The sequence below is a fragment of the Streptomyces sp. NPDC060031 genome (assembly GCF_042736805.1).
In the GTDB taxonomy this organism is placed as follows: Bacteria; Actinomycetota; Actinomycetes; order Streptomycetales; family Streptomycetaceae; genus Streptomyces.
In genome coordinates, this window is record NZ_JBHWVM010000020.1 from 1 (window position 1) to 18,521 (window position 18,521).

The 18,521-nt window shown below is 71.0% G+C and carries 18 protein-coding genes; 14 read left to right on the forward strand and 4 right to left on the reverse strand.

The window, feature by feature from the left end:
- Positions 1–57 precede the first annotated feature (57 nt).
- Together ACFWB8_RS11620 and ACFWB8_RS11625 are read right to left on the reverse strand one after the other, a co-directional pair.
- A complete protein-coding gene (locus ACFWB8_RS11620) occupies positions 58–1,287 on the reverse strand; it encodes a DUF349 domain-containing protein (protein WP_385224744.1) in 1,230 nt (409 codons plus the stop codon).
- Positions 1,288–1,478: 191 nt separating this feature from the next.
- Complete coding sequence (locus ACFWB8_RS11625) at positions 1,479–2,261, reverse strand: peptidylprolyl isomerase (protein ID WP_385224746.1); 783 nt, start codon at positions 2,259–2,261, stop codon at positions 1,479–1,481.
- Positions 2,262–2,415: 154 nt separating this feature from the next.
- Here ACFWB8_RS11625 and ACFWB8_RS11630 point away from each other — a divergent pair, with 154 nt between their 5' ends.
- From ACFWB8_RS11630 to ACFWB8_RS11645, 4 genes are all read left to right on the forward strand, one after another.
- Entirely contained in the window at positions 2,416–3,138 is a 723-nt protein-coding gene (locus ACFWB8_RS11630) for an MBL fold metallo-hydrolase (RefSeq protein ID WP_385224748.1), read from the forward strand.
- A gap of 10 nt (positions 3,139–3,148) precedes the next feature.
- Positions 3,149–4,408: a histidine--tRNA ligase gene (hisS, locus tag ACFWB8_RS11635; RefSeq protein ID WP_385224750.1), complete on the forward strand. Its 1,260-nt coding sequence runs from the start codon at positions 3,149–3,151 to the stop codon at positions 4,406–4,408.
- 140 nt (positions 4,409–4,548) lie between these two features.
- Positions 4,549–5,166 (forward strand): vitamin K epoxide reductase family protein, encoded by a 618-nt coding sequence (locus ACFWB8_RS11640; protein WP_385224752.1) that lies wholly within the window; start codon positions 4,549–4,551, stop codon positions 5,164–5,166.
- 61 nt (positions 5,167–5,227) lie between these two features.
- Complete coding sequence (locus ACFWB8_RS11645; RefSeq protein WP_385224754.1) at positions 5,228–6,583, forward strand: replication-associated recombination protein A; 1,356 nt, start codon at positions 5,228–5,230, stop codon at positions 6,581–6,583.
- 119 nt (positions 6,584–6,702) lie between these two features.
- On the opposite strand, the gene ACFWB8_RS11650 is transcribed toward ACFWB8_RS11645, so the two are convergent.
- Complete coding sequence (locus ACFWB8_RS11650; RefSeq protein WP_385224756.1) at positions 6,703–7,356, reverse strand: DUF2470 domain-containing protein; 654 nt, start codon at positions 7,354–7,356, stop codon at positions 6,703–6,705.
- Positions 7,357–7,633: 277 nt separating this feature from the next.
- On the opposite strand from ACFWB8_RS11650, the gene rpsD reads away from it, so the two are divergent.
- Positions 7,634–8,245, forward strand: a complete 612-nt coding sequence (gene rpsD, locus ACFWB8_RS11655; protein WP_008740451.1) for a 30S ribosomal protein S4 — start codon at positions 7,634–7,636, stop codon at positions 8,243–8,245.
- A gap of 259 nt (positions 8,246–8,504) precedes the next feature.
- Here rpsD and ACFWB8_RS11660 read toward each other — a convergent pair whose 3' ends face one another.
- Entirely contained in the window at positions 8,505–8,678 is a 174-nt protein-coding gene (locus tag ACFWB8_RS11660) for a hypothetical protein (protein WP_385224758.1), read from the reverse strand.
- A gap of 220 nt (positions 8,679–8,898) precedes the next feature.
- Here ACFWB8_RS11660 and ACFWB8_RS11665 point away from each other — a divergent pair, with 220 nt between their 5' ends.
- The 9 genes from ACFWB8_RS11665 to aroB all read left to right on the forward strand — a co-directional run bounded on the left by ACFWB8_RS11665 (position 8,899) and on the right by aroB (position 18,387).
- Positions 8,899–9,327: a DUF948 domain-containing protein gene (locus ACFWB8_RS11665; protein ID WP_385224760.1), complete on the forward strand. Its 429-nt coding sequence runs from the start codon at positions 8,899–8,901 to the stop codon at positions 9,325–9,327.
- Between the two features lie 8 nt (positions 9,328–9,335).
- Entirely contained in the window at positions 9,336–9,698 is a 363-nt protein-coding gene (locus tag ACFWB8_RS11670; RefSeq protein ID WP_385224762.1) for a DUF6167 family protein, read from the forward strand.
- Positions 9,698–12,367 carry an alanine--tRNA ligase gene (alaS, locus tag ACFWB8_RS11675; protein ID WP_385224764.1) on the forward strand — a complete coding sequence of 890 codons (2,670 nt, stop codon included), beginning with the start codon at positions 9,698–9,700 and terminating at the stop codon, positions 12,365–12,367. The genes ACFWB8_RS11670 and alaS overlap by 1 nt, the downstream gene beginning before the upstream one ends.
- Positions 12,368–12,369: 2 nt before the next feature.
- Complete coding sequence (gene ruvX / locus ACFWB8_RS11680; protein ID WP_385224766.1) at positions 12,370–12,840, forward strand: Holliday junction resolvase RuvX; 471 nt, start codon at positions 12,370–12,372, stop codon at positions 12,838–12,840.
- Positions 12,841–13,069: 229 nt separating this feature from the next.
- Positions 13,070–14,614, forward strand: a complete 1,545-nt coding sequence (gene mltG / locus ACFWB8_RS11685) for an endolytic transglycosylase MltG (RefSeq protein WP_385224768.1) — start codon at positions 13,070–13,072, stop codon at positions 14,612–14,614.
- Positions 14,611–15,435: a shikimate dehydrogenase gene (locus ACFWB8_RS11690; protein ID WP_385224770.1), complete on the forward strand. Its 825-nt coding sequence runs from the start codon at positions 14,611–14,613 to the stop codon at positions 15,433–15,435. The genes mltG and ACFWB8_RS11690 overlap by 4 nt, the downstream gene beginning before the upstream one ends.
- Before the next feature lie 164 nt (positions 15,436–15,599).
- Positions 15,600–16,784, forward strand: a complete 1,185-nt coding sequence (gene aroC, locus ACFWB8_RS11695; protein WP_385224772.1) for a chorismate synthase — start codon at positions 15,600–15,602, stop codon at positions 16,782–16,784.
- A complete protein-coding gene (locus ACFWB8_RS11700) occupies positions 16,781–17,299 on the forward strand; it encodes a shikimate kinase (protein ID WP_385224774.1) in 519 nt (172 codons plus the stop codon). Before aroC ends, ACFWB8_RS11700 begins: the two co-directional genes overlap by 4 nt.
- Complete coding sequence (gene aroB, locus ACFWB8_RS11705) at positions 17,296–18,387, forward strand: 3-dehydroquinate synthase (RefSeq protein WP_385224776.1); 1,092 nt, start codon at positions 17,296–17,298, stop codon at positions 18,385–18,387. The genes ACFWB8_RS11700 and aroB overlap by 4 nt, the downstream gene beginning before the upstream one ends.
- Positions 18,388–18,521: the final 134 nt, after the last annotated feature.

An 18,521-nucleotide genomic window follows, 5' to 3' on the forward strand; every position in this document is an offset into this window, starting at 1 on the left:
CCCCCCGAGGGGGTGGCGCCCACCGTCACAAGTCGATCAGCGCACGAGGCGCAGGCCTCAGCCGCCGAACTCCTCCAGGCCCTTCAGCGCCTGGTCCAGCAGGGCCTGGCGGCCCTCCAGCTCCCGGGCCAGCTTGTCGGCCTTCGCGTTGTTGCCCGCCGCGCGGGCGGCGTCGATCTGCTCACGCAGCTTGTCGACGGCCGCCTGGAGCTGACCCGTCAGACCGGCCGCGCGGGCCCGCGCCTCCGGGTTCGTACGGCGCCACTCGCCCTCCTCGGCCTCCTGGATCGCCCGCTCCACGGAGTGCATCCGGCCCTCGACCTTGGGACGCGCGTCCCGCGGTACGTGGCCGACGGCCTCCCAGCGCTCGTTCAGGGAGCGGAAGGTCGCACGGGCCGCCTTCAGGTCGGTGATCGGGACGAGCTTCTCGGCCTCGTCGGCCAGCTCCTCCTTCACCTTCAGGTTCTCGACCTGCTCCGCGTCGCGCTCCGCGAACACCTCGCCGCGGGCCGCGAAGAACACGTCCTGCGCACCGCGAAAACGGTTCCACAGGTCGTCCTCGGACTCCCGCTGCGCCCGGCCCGCCGCCTTCCAGTCCGTCATCAGCTCCCGGTAGCGGGCCGCCGTGGGACCCCAGTCCGTCGACTTCGACAGCGACTCGGCCTCCGCGACCAGCTTCTCCTTGACCTTGCGCGCGTCCTCGCGCTGCGCGTCGAGCGAGGCGAAGTGCGCCTTGCGGCGCTTGGAGAAGGCGGAGCGGGCGTGCGAGAAGCGGTGCCACAGCTCGTCGTCCGACTTGCGGTCGAGGCGGGGGAGACCCTTCCAGATGTCCACCAGGGCCCGCAGCCGCTCGCCGGCGCTGCGCCACTGGTCGCTCTGCGCCAGCTGCTCGGCCTCGACGACCAGGGCGTCCTTGGCCGCGCGGGCCTCGTCCGTCTGCTTGGCCTTCTGGACCTTGCGCTCCTCGCGGCGCGAGTCGACGGTCGCCACGAGCTTGTCCAGCCGGACGCGCAGGGCGTCGAGGTCGCCGACGGCGTGGTGCTCGTCCACCTGCGTGCGCAGGTGGACGATCGCCGTCTGTGCGTCCTTGGCCGAAAGGTCGGTGGTCCGCACCCGTCGTTCGAGGAGGCCGATTTCGACCACGATGCCCTCGTACTTGCGCTCGAAGTAGGCCAGGGCCTCCTCCGGGGTGCCGGCCTGCCACGAGCCGACGACCTTCTCGCCATCGGCAGTACGCACGTACACGGTGCCGGTCTCGTCGACTCGGCCCCACGGGTCGCTGCTCACAGCGCCTCCTCCACCTGATGCCTGCGAGGGGGTTCGCCCCCCTGGGCATCGTCCACAGTTTCCTGGGGCGGGCAGCGCCCGCCCTGCACAACGCCAACATAGGCGACCGCCGGGCCGGCTGTCCGCATCCCGCACGACGGAATATCGCCGTACGGACGGGACGCCGGCCGGGGCGGGCCGCCGTGCTCCCGTCAGTTCTTGGTGACGGTGCCCTGCTCGATGGTCACCGGGGTCTTGGGTGCCCCGTCCTGGCCGCCGTCGACCGTGCCGGCCTTGGCCACGTCCTCCAGGGCCTTCAGGCCGGCCGCGTCGATCTTGCCGAAGGGCGTGTACGACGGAGCCAGCGGGCTGTCCTTGTAGACCAGGAAGAACTGGCTGCCGCCCGAGCCGGGCTGGCCGGTGTTCGCCATCGCCACCGTGCCCGCCGGGTAGACCACCTGCCCCTGCTCGTTGGGCTTGCCCAGCGAGTCGAGGTTCTCGTCCGCGATGGTGTAGCCGGGGCCGCCCATGCCGGTGCCCTCGGGGTCGCCGCACTGGAGCACGAAGATCCCGGAGGTCGTCAGGCGGTGGCACTTGGTGTTGTCGAAGAACTTCTTGTCGGCGAGCGACTTGAACGAGTTGACCGTCTGCGGGGTCTTCGCCGCGTCCATCTCGAACGTGACGTCGCCCGCGCTGGTCTTCAGCGCGAAGGTGTACTTCGCCTTGCCGTCGATCGCCATCGCGGGCGAGGGCGACTGCTTCGGCGTCGGCGACGCCGAAGGGTTCGCGGCCGGGTCGGCCGCCTGGTCCTTCTTGTCCTTGTCGAACACGCCGCCGACCACGAGGCCGACCAGCGTCGCGACCACCACGGCCACCGCCGCGCCGATCACGGCCATCCGCCGACGCGTCTTGTGACGGGCCTCGACCCGACGCTTCTGCTGGCGCTCGTACTTTTCCCTGGCGAGCTGTCGCCGCCGCTGATCGCTCGTGACCACCGGGTCGTCTCCTTGTGCGTCTCTGGTACCCCTGTCCAGGCCGTACCGTATATGGGTTCGCTGTGTAATGAGCGGCGCCGGTAGGCTCTGAGCAGCAGCATTCCGATCCACGGCCGCTGCCGAAGCTCCCGCCGGACGACGATTGAGGACGAACGTGCTGATTGCCGGGTTCCCGGCCGGGGCCTGGGGGACCAACTGTTATGTGGTCGCCCCCGCCGCCGGTGAGGAGTGCGTCATCATCGACCCGGGCCACCAGGCCACGCAGGGTGTCGAGGAGACGCTGATGAAGCATCGGCTCAAGCCCGTCGCGGTCGTCCTGACCCACGGCCACATCGATCATGTGGCCTCCGTGGTCCCGGTGTGCGGAGCACACGACGTACCGGCCTGGATCCACCCCGAGGACCGCTACATGATGAGCGACCCGGAGAAGGCCCTCGGCCGCTCCATCGGGATGCCGCTGATGGGCGAGCTGACCGTGGGCGAGCCGGACGACGTCCGCGAACTCACCGACGGCGCCGCGCTGAAGCTGGCCGGAATGGACTTCTCGGTGGCGCACGCGCCCGGCCACACGAAGGGGTCGGTGACCTTCCGGATGCCAGAGCTGGCCGACATCCCGTCGGTCTTCTTCTCGGGCGACCTGCTCTTCGCCGGCTCCGTCGGACGCACCGACCTGCCCGGCGGCTCCCACGCCGAGATGCTCCAGTCGCTGGCCCGCGTGTGCCTGCCGCTGGACGACTCGACGGTGGTGCTGTCCGGCCACGGTTCCCAGACCACCATCGGCCGCGAGCGCGCGACCAACCCGTACCTGCGGGAAGTCGCCGCCGGCCTGGGAGCGAACCCGAGCGGTGCCGCCCCCGCTCCACGACGAGGAATGTGACGAGAGTTTCGTGAGTACTTTCCAGGCCCCCAAGGGCACGTACGACCTGCTGCCGCCCCGCTCGGCGACCTTCCTCGCGGTGCGCGAGGCGATCGCCGCGCCGCTGAGGAACTCCGGCTACGGGTACGTCGAGACCCCCGGCTTCGAGAACGTCGAGCTCTTCTCCCGAGGTGTCGGCGAGTCCACCGACATCGTCAGCAAGGAGATGTACACCCTCACCACGAAGGGCGGCGACCAGCTGGCCCTTCGCCCCGAGGGCACCGCCTCCGTGCTCCGCGCGGCGCTCCAGGGCAACCTGCACAAGCTCGGCGGCCTGCCCGTCAAACTCTGGTACTCCGGCTCGTACTACCGCTACGAGCGGGCGCAGGCGGGCCGCTACCGCCACTTCTCGCAGGTCGGCGCCGAGGCGATCGGCGCCGAGGACCCGGCGCTGGACGCCGAGCTGATCATCCTGGCCGACCAGGCCTACCGTTCGCTCGGCCTGCGCAACTTCCGCATCCTGCTGAACTCGCTGGGCGACAAGGAGTGCCGCCCGGTGTACAGGGAGGCGCTCCAGGCCTTCCTGCGCGGGCTCGACCTGGACGCGGAGACCGTGCGCCGGGCCGAGATCAACCCGCTTCGGGTGCTCGACGACAAGCGGGCGGACGTACAGAAGCAGCTGGTCGGCGCCCCGATGCTGCGGGACTTCCTGTGTGACGCGTGCAAGGCGTACCACGAGGAGGTGCGGGCGCTGGTGACGGCGGCCGGGGTCGCCTTCGAGGACGACGAGAAGCTCGTGCGCGGGCTCGACTACTACACCCGGACCACCTTCGAGTTCATCCACGACGGTCTGGGCTCGCAGTCGGCGGTCGGCGGCGGCGGCCGCTACGACGGCCTGTCCGAGATGATCGGCGGCCCGGCGCTGCCGTCGGTGGGCTGGGCGCTGGGCGTGGACCGTACGGTGCTCGCGCTGGAGGCGGAGGGCGTGGCGCTGGACATCCCGGCGGCCACCTCGGTCTTCGCGGTGGCGCTCGGCGAGGCCAAGCCGGTGCTGTTCGGGCTCGTGACCGAGCTGCGGCGGGCGGGTGTCGCGGCGGACATCTCGTACGGGGGCAAGGGCCTCAAGGGTGCGATGAAGGACGCGAACCGGAGCGGGGCGCGGTTCGCCGTGGTCGCGGGTGACCGGGATCTCGCGGAGGGCGTGGTCCAGCTGAAGGACATGGAGTCCGGCGAGCAGACCTCCGTGGCGGTCGCCGATGTGGTCGCCACGGTCCAGGCCCGCCTGGCCTGACGGCCGTTGCCCGTGGCGCGGGGTTCGCGGGGCTCTGCCCCGGACCCCGCGCCTCCTTATGTCCACCGAACGGTGGACGGCAGGCCTCGTACGGCACAATGGCCCCTGCTTGATGACCTTGCAGATGTGGAGCGGGCGGTATGACGACACGAGGCACTGACGCAGACACCGCCGCACCGCGGACCGTCGGCGGCAGCCGGGCGCTGGCCCTGCTGCTCGTGATCACGGGAGCCGCGGGCCTGCTCGCCGCGTGGGTGATCACGATCGACAAGTTCAAGCTGCTGGAGGACCCGAACTTCACGCCGGCCTGCAGCCTGAACCCGATCGTCTCCTGCGGCAACATCATGAAGAGCGACCAGGCGTCCGCGTTCGGCTTCCCGAACCCGATGCTGGGGCTGGTCGCCTACGGGATGGTGATCTGCGTCGGCATGAGCCTGCTCGCCGGGGCCCGGTTCCGCGGCTGGTACTGGCTCACCCTCAACGCGGGCACCCTCTTCGGCGTCGGCTTCTGCACCTGGCTGATGTACCAGTCGCTGTACAACATCAACTCGCTGTGCCTGTGGTGCTGCCTGGCCTGGGTCGCCACCATCGTCATGTTCTGGTACGTGACCTCGCACAACGTCCGCAACCGGCTGCTGCCCGCCCCCGCCTGGCTGCGGGGCTTCTTCGACGAGTTCGCGTGGGTGCCGCCCGTCCTGCACATCGGGATCATCGGGATGCTGATCCTGACCCGCTGGTGGGACTTCTGGACCTCCTGATCCGCCCGTCCCTCCGGCTCGGTCCGGCGGGAGTGTCGGTGGGCTCGCATAGGCTTCCCGTGTGGAACCAGACCTCTTCACCGCCGCCGCCGAAGACCGCCAGGAGAAGGACCCCTCGACTTCCCCGCTCGCCGTCCGGATGCGCCCGCGCACCCTGGACGAGGTCGTGGGCCAGCAGCACCTGCTGAAGCCGGGCTCGCCGCTGCGGCGGCTGGTGGGGGAGGGCGCCGGGGGACCGGCCGGGGCCTCGTCGGTGATCCTCTGGGGCCCGCCGGGCATCGGCAAGACCACGCTCGCGTACGTGGTCAGCCAGGCGACGCAGAAGCGGTTCGTGGAACTGTCCGCGATCACCGCGGGCGTCAAGGAGGTACGGGCCGTCATCGAGGGTGCCCGGCGCGCGGCGGGCGGGTACGGCAAGGAGACCGTGCTGTTCCTCGACGAGATCCACCGCTTCAGCAAGGCGCAGCAGGACTCGCTGCTGCCGGCGGTCGAGAACCGCTGGGTGACGCTGATCGCGGCGACCACGGAGAACCCGTACTTCTCGATCATCTCGCCGCTGCTGTCGCGGTCGCTGCTGCTCACGCTGGAGCCGCTGACGGACGAGGACCTGAGCGCGCTGATGCGGCGGGCCCTGACGGAGGAGCGGGGGCTGGGCGGGGCCGTTTCCCTCCCGGCCGATGCGGAGGCGCACCTGCTGCGGATCGCCGGTGGCGACGCGCGACGGGCGCTGACGGCGCTGGAGGCGGGGGCCGGGTCGGCCATCGCCAAGGGCGAGGACGAGATCACCCTCCAGACGGTGGAGGAGGCGGTCGACCGGGCGGCGGTCAAGTACGACCGGGACGGCGACCAGCACTACGACGTGGCGAGCGCTCTCATCAAGTCGATCCGCGGCTCGGACGTGGACGCCGCGCTGCACTATCTGGCGCGGATGATCGAGGCGGGGGAGGACCCGCGGTTCATCGCGCGCCGGCTGATGATCTCGGCGAGCGAGGACATCGGGCTGGCCGACCCGACGGCCCTGCCGATCGCCGTGGCGGCGGCGCAGGCGGTGGCGATGATCGGCTTCCCGGAAGCCGCGCTGACGCTGTCGCACGCGACCATCGCGCTGGCGCTGGCCCCGAAGTCGAACACCGCGACCACCGCGATCGGCGCGGCGCTGGCGGACGTCCGGGCGGGGCTGGCGGGGGCCGTGCCGGCGCATCTGCGGGACGGGCACTACAAGGGGGCGGCGAAGCTGGGGCACGCGGTGGGGTACGTGTACCCGCACGACGTGCCGGGCGGTATCGCCGCGCAGCAGTACGCGCCGGACGAGATCCACGGCAAGCGGTACTACGAGCCGACGCGGTACGGCGCGGAGGCGCGGTACGCGGACGTGGTGGAGAAGGTCCGGGAGCGCCTGCGCGGCGGCGGGTCCTGACCCCGGGCCCACTGCCGGGGCTTCCGCCCCGGACCCCGCGCCTCAAACGCCGGCGAGGCTGGATTTTGGCAGATGACGTCCGCTCACAGCTCCGCCCGGCAAATCCAGCCCCGCCGGCGTTAGCGGGAGGCCGCCGAGAAGAGGGTGTGCATCGCGCGGCGCAGGCCGCCGATGTCGGCCACCGGATCCGGGAAGTCGAAGCGGGCGTCGAAGGAGCCGGCCGCGCCCCCGGTGAAGCGCACGCGCAGCCCCAGGCGGTCCAGGGCCAGCGGAACCGCCCTCATGCCGGAGTCCTCCCGCGCGCCCAGCAGGCCGCACAGCTCGCCGAGCCGGTCTCCGTGGGCCGCGTGCAGATGCTGGAGCAGCTCGCTCTCGTGCGCGACCATCGGGTCGGGCTCCGCCGCGGCCAGGTCCTCGGGGTTCACGTGCTCGGCGCCCCACAGGTCGTCGACCGAGATCTCGCCGACCTCCAGCCGGAGCAGGACCCATGCCCGGGACCCCGACAATCCCAGCAGCTCACCCACCGGATGGCGCTCCGCGAGCAGCGCAGCACAGGCCGCGCGGTCGTCCCCGCGCACCGCCGTCAGCCACCCGGCCAGCCACGCGCGGCCTCGGATACGATGGGGCACGGACACCGGCGCCACATCCGTGATCTCGATCACGGCGGTGAGGTCGTCGTCCTGGGCGTGAGCGGCTGCCCTGGCAGCCGCGGATTCCCCTGATACCAGGAGAATCACGTCCCCGTCCGGGGTGACGGTCCGTGTGGCCGGCATCCCTGTCCCGAGTTCCTCCCGGTCACAAGCACCCGGGAGCATGAGGGATACTGAGGCGTTGGACTCTACGAGGGTTCGTACGCGTTCGGCTCCGGTGAGCTGCCGAACGCCTTCCCTGGGACGCGGCTGACCTTGCCTACCGTCGTCGAAAGCAGATCCTGTTTCGTTTGGATCTGAACTTCGATGCGCACTGGGCAGGGGGATCCCATGTGGTCGAGACATTACGTCCTCCTCGCTAAGGTAAGCCTCACCTAACTTACATGGAGGTAGGTTCCACGTGAACCAGAAGCGACCCAAGGTCAAGAAGTCGCGTGCCCTCGGCATTGCGCTGACCCCGAAGGCCGTCAAGTACTTCGAGGCCCGCCCCTACCCGCCGGGCGAGCACGGCCGTGGCCGCAAGCAGAACTCGGACTACAAGGTTCGTCTGCTGGAGAAGCAGCGTCTGCGCGCTCAGTACGACATCTCTGAGCGTCAGATGGCCCGCGCGTACGACCGCGCCAAGAAGGCCGAAGGCAAGACGGGCGAGGCGCTCGTCGTCGAGCTCGAGCGTCGCCTCGACGCCCTGGTTCTGCGTTCGGGCATCGCCCGCACCATCTACCAGGCCCGCCAGATGGTCGTTCACGGCCACATCGAGGTCAACGGTGACAAGGTCGACAAGCCGTCGTTCCGTGTCCGCCCGGACGACGTCATCACGGTGCGCGAGCGCAGCCGCGAGAAGGTTCCGTTCCAGGTTGCCCGTGAGGGTGGCTACGCAGGCGAGGGCGAGACCCCGCGCTACCTGCAGGTCAACCTGAAGGCCCTGGCCTTCCGCCTGGACCGCGACCCGAACCGCAAGGAAATCCCGGTCATCTGCGACGAGCAGCTCGTCGTCGAGTACTACGCCCGCTGATCCAGCGGACGTAGCCTCACAGGCTGGTCAGCCCGCCGGTTCCCCCTTGGGGGAGCCGGCGGGCTTCCTGTTTCCCGGGTGCCCCGCGCCCGCCCCCCGAGCCCCCGCCCGTGCCCGATCCGGCATCCCGCCGCCGTACGGGGCCGCGGCATCGACCCCGGCGCGGCCACCGGCTCCGGCGTCCGCAGGGCCCGCTCCACCCCCTCGTCCACCGACAGGGCGCCCCCGTGCTCCGACTCCGCCGGGCACCAGCCGCCCTTCAGGGCGCGCTCCAGCCAGTGCCGGCCTCGGTGAGCCGGTCGCAGCCCGCCCAGTAGAACTGCGGGGTGCCCGCCAGGTACCGGCCCAGGTGGCTCTCCTCCGGCTCGTCCAGGCGCCGGATCGCGTACGCCGGAGGCCTCCAGCAGTCGTCCCAACTCCGCGAGTTCTCCACCCCGGCCGATGAAGCCGCCCAGCTCCGAGGGAAGATTGCCGCGGGGCCTGCCGGGGACGGGTCCGTGTCGCATGGGACACGGAGGGTGGCGGTGCGCGTGCGGTGCGTACAAGGCGGGCCCGACGGACCCTGAATTCCGGTACGGCCGGGGATCTCCGGCGCGATAGGGTCGGAGGACGACTTTTTCCGTGGATTTTCCAGGTGCAGGGAGCGGTGCAACGTGTCCGGTGGAGAGGTGGCCGGGATTCTCGTGGCCGTCTTCTGGGCCATCCTGGTCTCCTTCCTCGCCGTGGTGCTGGTGAGGCTGGCCCAGGTGCTCAAGGCGACCACCAAGATGGTGGCCGACGTGACCGAGCAGGCGGTCCCGCTGCTCGCGGACGCTTCCACGACCGTCCGCTCCGCGCGCACCCAGCTCGACCGGGTCGACGCCATCGCGAGCGACGTCCAGGAGGTCACCTCCAACGCCTCCGCACTGTCCTCCACCGTGGCTTCGACCTTCGGCGGCCCGCTGGTCAAGATCGCGGCCTTCGGCTACGGCGTCCGCAAGGCGCTCGGCCGGACGGACGAGGTGCCGCAGAAGACCCCCCGACGTACTGTGATCGTCGGCCGTACGGTGCCGGCTGCCCGGCGCCGGAAGCAGAAGGGCTGAGACCTCCGATGTTCCGCCGAGCCTTCTGGTTCACCGCCGGCGCGGCCGCCGGCGTGTGGGCCACCACCAAGGTCAACCGGCAGCTGAAGAAGCTGACGCCGGAGAGCCTCGCCGCCCAGGCCGCCGACAAGGCCGTCGAGGCGGGTCACCGCCTCAAGGACTTCGCGCTCGACGTCAAGGCGGGAATGACCCAGCGCGAGGACGAGTTGAACGACGCCCTGGGACTGCACCACGATCCCGACCGCCCCGACAACGTCACCGCCCTCCCGGGGCCGCGGCGGCTGCGGGCCGTCGAGCACGACCAGAACGACCAGACCACCCACCGCCCGAACCACTCGGCGGTTACGTACAACCGGAATGAGGACCACTGATGGAGTCGGCTGAAATCCGCCGCCGCTGGCTGAGCTTCTTCGAGGAGCGCGGTCACGCCGTTGTCCCTTCGGCGTCGCTCATCGCGGACGACCCGACTCTGCTGCTGGTCAACGCGGGCATGGTCCCCTTCAAGCCGTACTTCCTCGGCGAGACCAAGCCCCCGGCCCCCCGCGCCACCAGCGTGCAGAAGTGCGTCCGTACGCCGGACATCGAAGAGGTCGGCAAGACCACCCGCCACGGCACGTTCTTCCAGATGTGCGGCAACTTCTCCTTCGGGGACTACTTCAAGGAAGGCGCCATCCAGTACGCCTGGGAGCTGCTCACCAGCTCCGTGGCGGACGGCGGCTACGGCCTCGAGCCCGAGAAGCTCTGGATCACCGTCTACCTCGACGACGACGAGGCCGAGCAGATCTGGCGCGAGAAGATCGGCGTCCCCGCCGAGCGCATCCAGCGTCTGGGCAAGAAGGACAACTTCTGGTCCATGGGCGTCCCGGGCCCCTGTGGCCCCTGCTCCGAGATCAACTACGACCGCGGCCCCGAGTTCGGCGTCGAGGGCGGCCCCGCCGTCAACGACGAGCGGTACGTGGAGATCTGGAACCTGGTCTTCATGCAGTACGAGCGCGGCGCCGGCGACGGGAAGGAAGACTTCCCGATCCTCGGCGACCTGCCGTCGAAGAACATCGACACCGGTCTGGGTCTCGAGCGCCTCGCCATGATCCTGCAGGGCGTACAGAACATGTACGAGACCGACACCCTGCGCGTGGTCATGGACAAGGCCACCGAGCTGACCGGCGTGCAGTACGGCGCCGCCCAGGGCACCGACGTCTCGATGCGCGTGGTCGCCGACCACATCCGCACCTCCGTCATGCTCATCGGCGACGGCGTCACCCCCGGCAACGAGGGCCGCGGCTACGTGCTGCGCCGCATCATGCGCCGCGCCATCCGCAACATGCGCCTCATGGGTGCCACGGGTCCGGTCGTCCAGGACCTCGTCGACGTCGTGATCGACACGATGGGGCGGCAGTACCCGGAGCTGGTCACCGACCGCAAGCGCATCGAGACCGTCGCGCTCGCCGAAGAGGCCGCCTTCCTCAAGGCCATCAAGGGCGGCACCAACATCCTCGACACCGCCATCACCGAGGCCAAGGCCACCGGCGGCACCGTCCTCTCCGGCGACAAGGCGTTCCTGCTCCACGACACCTGGGGCTTCCCGATCGACCTCACCCTGGAGATGGCCTCCGAGCAGGGCCTCTCCGTGGACGAGGACGGCTTCCGCCGCCTCATGCAGGAGCAGCGCGACAAGGCCAAGGCCGACGCCAAGGCCAAGAAGACCGGCCACGCGGACATGTCCGCCTACCGGGAGATCGCCGACGGCTCCGGCGCCACCGAGTTCACCGGCTACGCCACCACCCAGGGCGAGTCCACCATCGTCGGCCTCCTGGTCAACGGCGTCTCCGCGCCCGCCGCCTCCGAGGGCGACGAGGTCGAGGTCGTCCTCGACCGCACCCCCTTCTACGCCGAGGGCGGCGGCCAGCTCGCCGACCAGGGCCGCATCAAGCTCGACTCCGGCGCCGTCATCGTCGTCCGCGACGTCCAGCAGCCGGTCCCCGGTGTGTCCGTGCACAAGGGCTCCGTCCAGGTCGGAGAGGTGACGGTGGGCGCCTCCGCGTACGCCGCCATCGACATCAACCGCCGCCGGGCCATCGCCCGCGCCCACTCGGCCACCCACCTGACCCACCAGGCCCTGCGCGACGCCCTGGGCCCGACGGCCGCGCAGGCCGGCTCCGAGAACTCGCCCGGCCGCTTCCGCTTCGACTTCGGCTCCCCGAACGCCGTTCCCGGCTCGGTGCTCACCGATGTCGAGCAGAAGATCAACGACGTGCTCTCCCGCGAGCTCGACGTCACCGCCGAGATCATGAGCATCGACGAGGCGAAGAAGCAGGGCGCCATCGCCGAGTTCGGCGAGAAGTACGGCGAGCGCGTGCGCGTCGTGACCATCGGCGACTTCTCCAAGGAGCTGTGCGGCGGTACGCACGTCGGCAACACCGCCCAGCTGGGCCTGGTGAAGCTGCTCGGAGAGTCCTCCATCGGCTCCGGCGTACGGCGTGTCGAGGCCCTCGTCGGCGTGGACGCGTACAACTTCCTCGCCAAGGAGCACACGGTCGTCGCCCAGCTCCAGGAGCTGGTCAAGGGCCGCCCCGAGGAGCTCCCGGAGAAGATCGCCTCCATGCTCGGCAAGCTGAAGGACGCCGAGAAGGAGATCGAGAAGTTCCGCGCGGAGAAGGTCCTCCAGGCCGCCGCCGGTCTCGCCGCGAACGCCCAGGACATCCACGGCGTCGCCCTCGTCGTGGGCACCGTCCCGGACGGCACCGGCGCCGACGACCTGCGCAAGCTGGTCCTCGACGTCCGCGGCCGCATCCAGGGTGACCGCCCGGTCGTCGTGGCCCTGTTCACCGTGGCGAACGACCGCCCGCTGACCGTCATCGCCACCAACGAGGCGGCCCGCGAGCGCGGTCTCAAGGCCGGCGACCTGGTCCGTACGGCCGCCAAGACCCTCGGTGGCGGCGGTGGCGGCAAGCCGGACGTCGCCCAGGGCGGCGGCCAGAACCCGGGCGCCATCCCGGAGGCCATCAGCGCCGTCGAGCGCCTCGTCGTCGAGACGGTCTGACGATGACTCTGCGCCGCGGCCGCCGGCTCGCCATCGATGTCGGGGACGCCCGGATCGGGGTCGCCTCGTGCGACCCCGATGGGGTGTTGGCCACACCGGTGGAGACCGTTCCGGGACGGGACGTCCCCTTCGCTCACCGGCGGCTGCGGCAGCTCGTCGAGGAGTACGAGCCCCTCGAAGTCGTGGTCGGCCTGCCCCGCTCGCTCAGCGGGCGGGAGGGGCCGGCCGCGGCCAAGGTGCGCGTCTTCGCGAACGAACTCGCGAAGGGCATCAAGCCGGTGACGGTCCGTCTGGTGGACGAGCGGATGACCACGATCACCGCCGCCCAGGGGCTGCGGGCCTCCGGCAGGAACGCGAAGAAGGGCCGGTCGGTCATCGACCAGGCAGCCGCAGTGGTCATCCTTCAGAACGCTCTGGAGACCGAACGGGTATCAGGTAATCCGCCCGGTGAGTGCGTCGAAGTAATTGTCTGATCGCGATACGGTAACGTTCCGCGCGACGTGACGGCATTCGAACAGCCGTCGCCCACCACCAAAGAGGCGGAACCGGGTGTCGCGGCAGACGGAGCCGCGGCCTTCGTCTCGCGGCTCTAGGGGATCGATGACTGAGTATGGCCGGGGCCCTGGCCCCGAACCGTGGCACCCTGAGGACCCTCAGTACGGGGACCAGGGGTGGATCGGGCACGAGCCCCAGCAGGGTCGGATGCCCTATGGCGGTGGCCCGCAGCAGCAGTATCCGCAGGAGCCGCAGTACCAGGAACCGCAGTACCAAGAGCCGCAGTACCAGCAGCAGTCCCACCCACAGCAGTACCAGCAGCAGCCGACGTACGGCGGCGGCGGGCAGGTCTGGGACACCGGCCAGGGCCAGTACCTGGAGGTCCCGCAGACCACCGACCCGTACGCGGGCGGCACGGACCCGTACGCCCAGCAGCAGCCCGTCGCCGCCTACCCCGGCGAGGCTCCCGACCTCTACGGCACCGCCGAGGCCTACCCGCCGCCGCAGCCCCCCGGCCGGCGCCGCCCGGCCACGGAGCCCGATGAACAGTGGCAGGACGAGGAGACGGCCGAGGAGGCCGACTCGTTCCTGGCCGGCGGCGCGGGCAAGGGCGGCGACGGCGACGAGCCCTCCGGCCGCCGCTCCGGCCGTTCGAAGGACAAGCCGAAGAAGCGCAGCGGCACGGCCTGCCTGATCGCGGCCGTCGTCATCATCGGTGTGGTCGGCGGTGGCGGCTACTACGGCTACACGTACCTCAAGGCCAAGTTCGGCGCGGCCGAGGACTACGCGGGCGAGGGCACCGGCTCCGTCAGCATCGACATCCCCAAGGGCACCGGCCTCGGCGAGATGGGCCGCATCCTCAAGGCGCACGGCGTCGTCGCGAGCGCGCAGGCCTTCGTCGACGCCGCCCACGTGCACCCCAAGGGCGGCGCCATCCAGGCCGGCTCGTACGCGATGAAGGAGCACATGTCGGCCAAGGCCGCCGTGGACCTCATGGCGAACGGTGCGGGCCTCAACGCCCTCGACGTCATCCCGGGCTGGCGCAACGTGCAGGTCTACGAGGCGATCGACAAGCGCCTCAAGCTCAAGGACGGCACGACGCACGACGTCGCCACCAAGGAGTTCAAGACCCTCGGGCTGCCCGACTGGGCCAACACCAACCCGAAGATCAAGGACCCGCTGGAGGGCTTCCTCTACCCGGCGCGCTACGACCTGAAGAAGGACGCGACCCCGCAGACCCTCCTCAAGGAGATGGTGGCCAAGGCCACCCAGGCCTACGGGAACGCGGACCTCAAGGCGCAGGCCGCGAAGCTGAACCTGGAGAATCCGCTCCAGCTCGTCACCGTCGCGAGCCTCGTCCAGGCCGAGGGCAGGTACCAGCACGACTTCGACAAGATCTCCCGGGTCGTCTACAACCGCCTCAAGCCGGGCAACACCGAGACGTACGGTCTGCTCGACTTCGACTCCACGGTCAACTACATGAAGGGCCAGAGCACGCTGGACATCGGCTCCGTCGACGAGCTCCGCAAGATCGACGATCCGTACAACACGTACAAGATCAAGGGCCTGCCGGCCGGTCCCATCGGCAACCCCGGTCCGGACGCGCTGAAGTCGGCGCTCAACCCGGCAGCCGGCCCCTGGTACTACTTCGTGTCGATCAACGAGGACGAGACGCTGTTCGCCGTGACGAACGCCGAGCACAACCGCAACCGCCAGAGGTACGAAGAGGAACGGAAGAAGACCGGCCAGTGATACGCGCAGCAGTGCTGGGTTCACCCATCGAGCACTCCCTCTCCCCGGTGCTGCACCGCGCCGCGTACCAGGAGCTCGGCCTCGACGACTGGTCCTACGACCGGTTCGAGGTCGACGAGGCCGCGCTCCCGGCGTTCGTGGCCGGGCTCGGCGCCGAGTGGGCCGGGCTCTCGCTGACCATGCCGCTCAAGCGGGCGGTCATCCCGCTGCTCGACGGGATCAGCGACACCGCCGCCTCCGTCGAGGCGGTCAACACGGTCGTCCTCACGAAGGACGGCCGGCGGGTCGGCGACAACACCGACATCCCCGGCCTGATCTCCGCGCTCCGCGAACGGGGCGTGGAGAAGGTGGAGTCCGCCGCCGTCCTCGGCGCCGGGGCCACCGCCTCCTCGGCGCTCGCCGCGCTCTCGCGGGTCTGCGCCGGCGAGGTCACGGCGTACGTCCGTTCGCGGGCCCGCGCCGACGAGATGCGCCACTGGGGCGAGCGGCTGGGCGTGCCCGTCCGCACGGCCGACTGGTCGGACGCGGCCGAGGCGCTGGCCGCGCCCCTGGTGATCGCCACGACCCCCGCCGGCGCGACGGACGAGCTGGCCGCGGCCGTTCCCGAGCGCCCCGGCACGCTGTTCGACGTCCTGTACGAGCCCTGGCCGACCGCGCTCGCCGCGGCCTGGTCCGAGCGCGGCGGAAAGCTCCTCGGCGGCCTGGACCTCCTGGTCCACCAGGCCGTGCTCCAGGTCGAGCAGATGACGGGCCGCACCCCGGGCCCGCTCGCCGCCATGCGGGCCGCCGGTGAAGCGGCCCTGCGCGAGCGCCACATGTAGGAAGCGGATAGCCGCGCCCGTCACCCTGCGTGGGTGCGTCGTCGTCCGACAGTTGGACCGAGGGCGGCGCACCGACCCGGACATGGGAGGATCGGGTGAGGCGGGTCCGGGCCGCGCACCCGATCGCGCCGTCGCTGTACCAGGCGCGAGCATGAGGAGCATCGTTGAGCAGGTTGCGTTGGCTGACCGCCGGGGAATCGCACGGACCGGCGCTGGTGGCGACGCTGGAGGGACTTCCCGCCGGCGTCCCGGTCACCACCGAGCTGGTGGCCGATCACCTGGCCCGGCGCCGGCTCGGCTACGGGCGCGGTGCCCGGATGAAGTTCGAGCAGGACGAGATCACCTTCCTCGGCGGCGTCCGTCACGGGCTGTCGCAGGGGTCTCCGATCGCCGTCATGATCGGCAACACCGAGTGGCCCAAGTGGGAGACCGTGATGTCGGCCGACCCGGTCGACCCCTCGCTGCTCAAGGAGACCGGCCGCAACGCGGCGCTGACCCGCCCGCGCCCCGGCCACGCCGACCTCGCGGGCATGCAGAAGTACGGCTTCTCCGAGGCCCGCCCGATCCTGGAGCGCGCCAGCGCCCGCGAGACCGCCGCGCGCGTCGCCCTCGGAGCCATCGCCCGGTCCTTCATCAAGGAGACCGCCGGCATCGAGATCGTCTCGCACGTCGTCGAACTGGCCGCCGCCAAGGCCCCGTACGGCCTCTACCCGACCCCCGCCGACGTCGAGAAGCTCGACGCGGACCCGGTGCGCTGCCTCGACGCCGACGCGTCGAAGGCGATGGTCGCGGAGATCGACCAGGCCCACAAGGACGGCGACACCCTCGGCGGGGTCGTCGAGGTCCTCGCGTACGGGGTGCCGGTCGGCCTCGGCTCGCACGTCCACTGGGACCGCCGCCTCGACGCGCGCCTCGCGGCCGCGCTCATGGGCATCCAGGCCATCAAGGGCGTCGAGGTCGGCGACGGCTTCGACCTGGCCCGCGTGCCCGGCTCCCAGGCCCACGACGAGATCGTCTCCACCCCCGAGGGCCTCAAGCGCACCTCCGGCCGCTCCGGCGGCACCGAGGGCGGTCTGACCACCGGCGAGCTGCTGCGCGTACGGGCCGCCATGAAGCCCATCGCGACCGTGCCGAAGGCGCTCGCGACCGTGGACGTCGCCACCGGCGAGGCCGCCGTCGCGCACCACCAGCGCTCCGACGTCTGCGCCGTGCCCGCCGCGGGCATCGTCGCCGAGGCCATGGTCGCCCTGGTGCTGGCGGACGCCGTCGTCGAGAAGTTCGGCGGCGACTCCGTGCCCGAGACCCGGCGCAACGTGCGGTCGTACCTCGACAACCTGCAGATCCGGTGACGGGCGGACCGCTGGTCGTCCTGGTCGGCCCCATGGGGTCCGGCAAGTCCACGGTGGGGGAGCTGCTCGCACAGCGGCTCGGCGCGGCCTACCGGGACACCGACGCGGACATCGTCGCCGCACAGGGCCGGGAGATCTCGGACATCTTCGTCGACGAGGGCGAGCCGTACTTCCGTGAGCTGGAGCGGCAGGCGGTCGCGGCCGCCGTCGCCGGGCACACCGGAGTCCTCGCCCTCGGCGGCGGCGCCGTCCTCGACGAGGGGACGCGCGCGCTGCTGGCCGGGCTGCCCGTCGCCTACCTGTCGATGGACGTCGAAGAAGCCGTACGGCGCGTGGGCCTCGGTGCCGCGCGCCCGCTGCTCGCCGTCAACCCGCGCCGTCAGTGGCGCGAGCTGATGGAGGCCCGGCGCCCCCTGTACACCGAAGTCGCGCGCGTCGTGGTGGCCACCGACGACCGCACCCCCGAAGAGGTCGCCCAGGCGGTCCTCGACGCTCTGGAGTTGAAGGACGTATGACAGACCAGGTGACGCGCATCCACGTCGGCGGCGGCGCCGGCCACGACCCGTATGACGTGCTGGTCGGCCGTCAGCTGCTCGGTGAACTGGGCAGCCTGATCGGTACGAGGGCCCGGCGGGTCGCCGTGATCCACCCCGAGGCACTGGCCTCGACCGGAGAGGCCCTGCGCGACGACCTCACCGAGCAGGGCTACGAGGCCGTCGCCATCCAGGTACCGAACGCCGAGGAGGCCAAGACGGCCGAGGTGGCGGCGTACTGCTGGAAGGCGCTCGGCCAGTCCGGCTTCACCCGGACCGATGTGATCGTCGGCGTCGGCGGCGGCGCCACCACCGACCTCGCGGGCTTCGTCGCGGCCACCTGGCTGCGCGGGGTGCGCTGGATCGCCGTGCCGACCACCATCCTGGCCATGGTGGACGCCGCGGTCGGCGGGAAGACGGGCATCAACACCGCCGAGGGCAAGAACCTCGTCGGCGCCTTCCACCCGCCGGCGGGCGTGCTCTGCGACCTCGCCGCGCTGGATTCGCTGCCGGTCAACGACTACGTCAGCGGCCTCGCCGAGATCATCAAGGCCGGTTTCATCGCCGACCCGGTGATCCTCGACCTGGTCGAGGCGGACCCGGAGGCGGCGCGCACGCCCGCGGGGCCGCACACGGCCGAGCTGATCGTGCGCTCGATCCAGGTCAAGGCCGACGTGGTCTCCAGCGACCTGAAGGAGGCCGGGCTGCGGGAGATCCTCAACTACGGCCACACCCTCGCGCACGCCATCGAGAAGAACGAGCGCTACAAGTGGCGCCACGGCGCCGCCGTGTCGGTCGGCATGGTCTTCGCGGCCGAGCTCGGCCGGCTCGCGGGCCGCCTCGACGACGCGACGGCCGACCGGCACAAGGCGGTGCTCGCCTCGGTGGGGCTGCCGCTGACCTACCGAGGCGACCAGTGGCCCAAGCTGCTGGAGACCATGAAGGTCGACAAGAAGTCCCGCGGCGACCTGCTGCGCTTCATCGTCCTGGACGGGCTGGCCAAGCCGACCGTGCTGGAAGGGCCCGACCCGGCCGTTCTGGTGGCGGCGTTCGGCGAGGTCGCGGCCTGAGCGGTTGGCTGACCGGCGTGAACGGGCGGACGTGAACGGGCGGACGTGAACGGGCGGACGTGAACCGGCGGGCGTGAACCGCCGGACATCCGCAGTCGTATAACGTTCTCGCATCAGTCGTGTGGGAACGAGAC

Excerpts from the sequence above, each read along its gene's own strand:
- mltG (WP_385224768.1), top strand. The coding sequence starts at position 13,070 with ATGCCCTATGGCGGTGGCCCGCAGCAGCAGTATCCGCAGGAGCCGCAG.
- alaS (WP_385224764.1), top strand. The coding sequence starts at position 9,698 with ATGGAGTCGGCTGAAATCCGCCGCCGCTGGCTGAGCTTCTTCGAGGAG.
- ACFWB8_RS11640 (WP_385224752.1), top strand. The coding sequence starts at position 4,549 with ATGACGACACGAGGCACTGACGCAGACACCGCCGCACCGCGGACCGTC.
- ACFWB8_RS11650 (WP_385224756.1), bottom strand. The coding sequence starts at position 7,356 with ATGCCGGCCACACGGACCGTCACCCCGGACGGGGACGTGATTCTCCTG.
- ACFWB8_RS11670 (WP_385224762.1), top strand. The coding sequence starts at position 9,336 with ATGTTCCGCCGAGCCTTCTGGTTCACCGCCGGCGCGGCCGCCGGCGTG.
- aroB (WP_385224776.1), top strand. The coding sequence starts at position 17,296 with ATGACAGACCAGGTGACGCGCATCCACGTCGGCGGCGGCGCCGGCCAC.
- ruvX (WP_385224766.1), top strand. The coding sequence starts at position 12,370 with ATGACTCTGCGCCGCGGCCGCCGGCTCGCCATCGATGTCGGGGACGCC.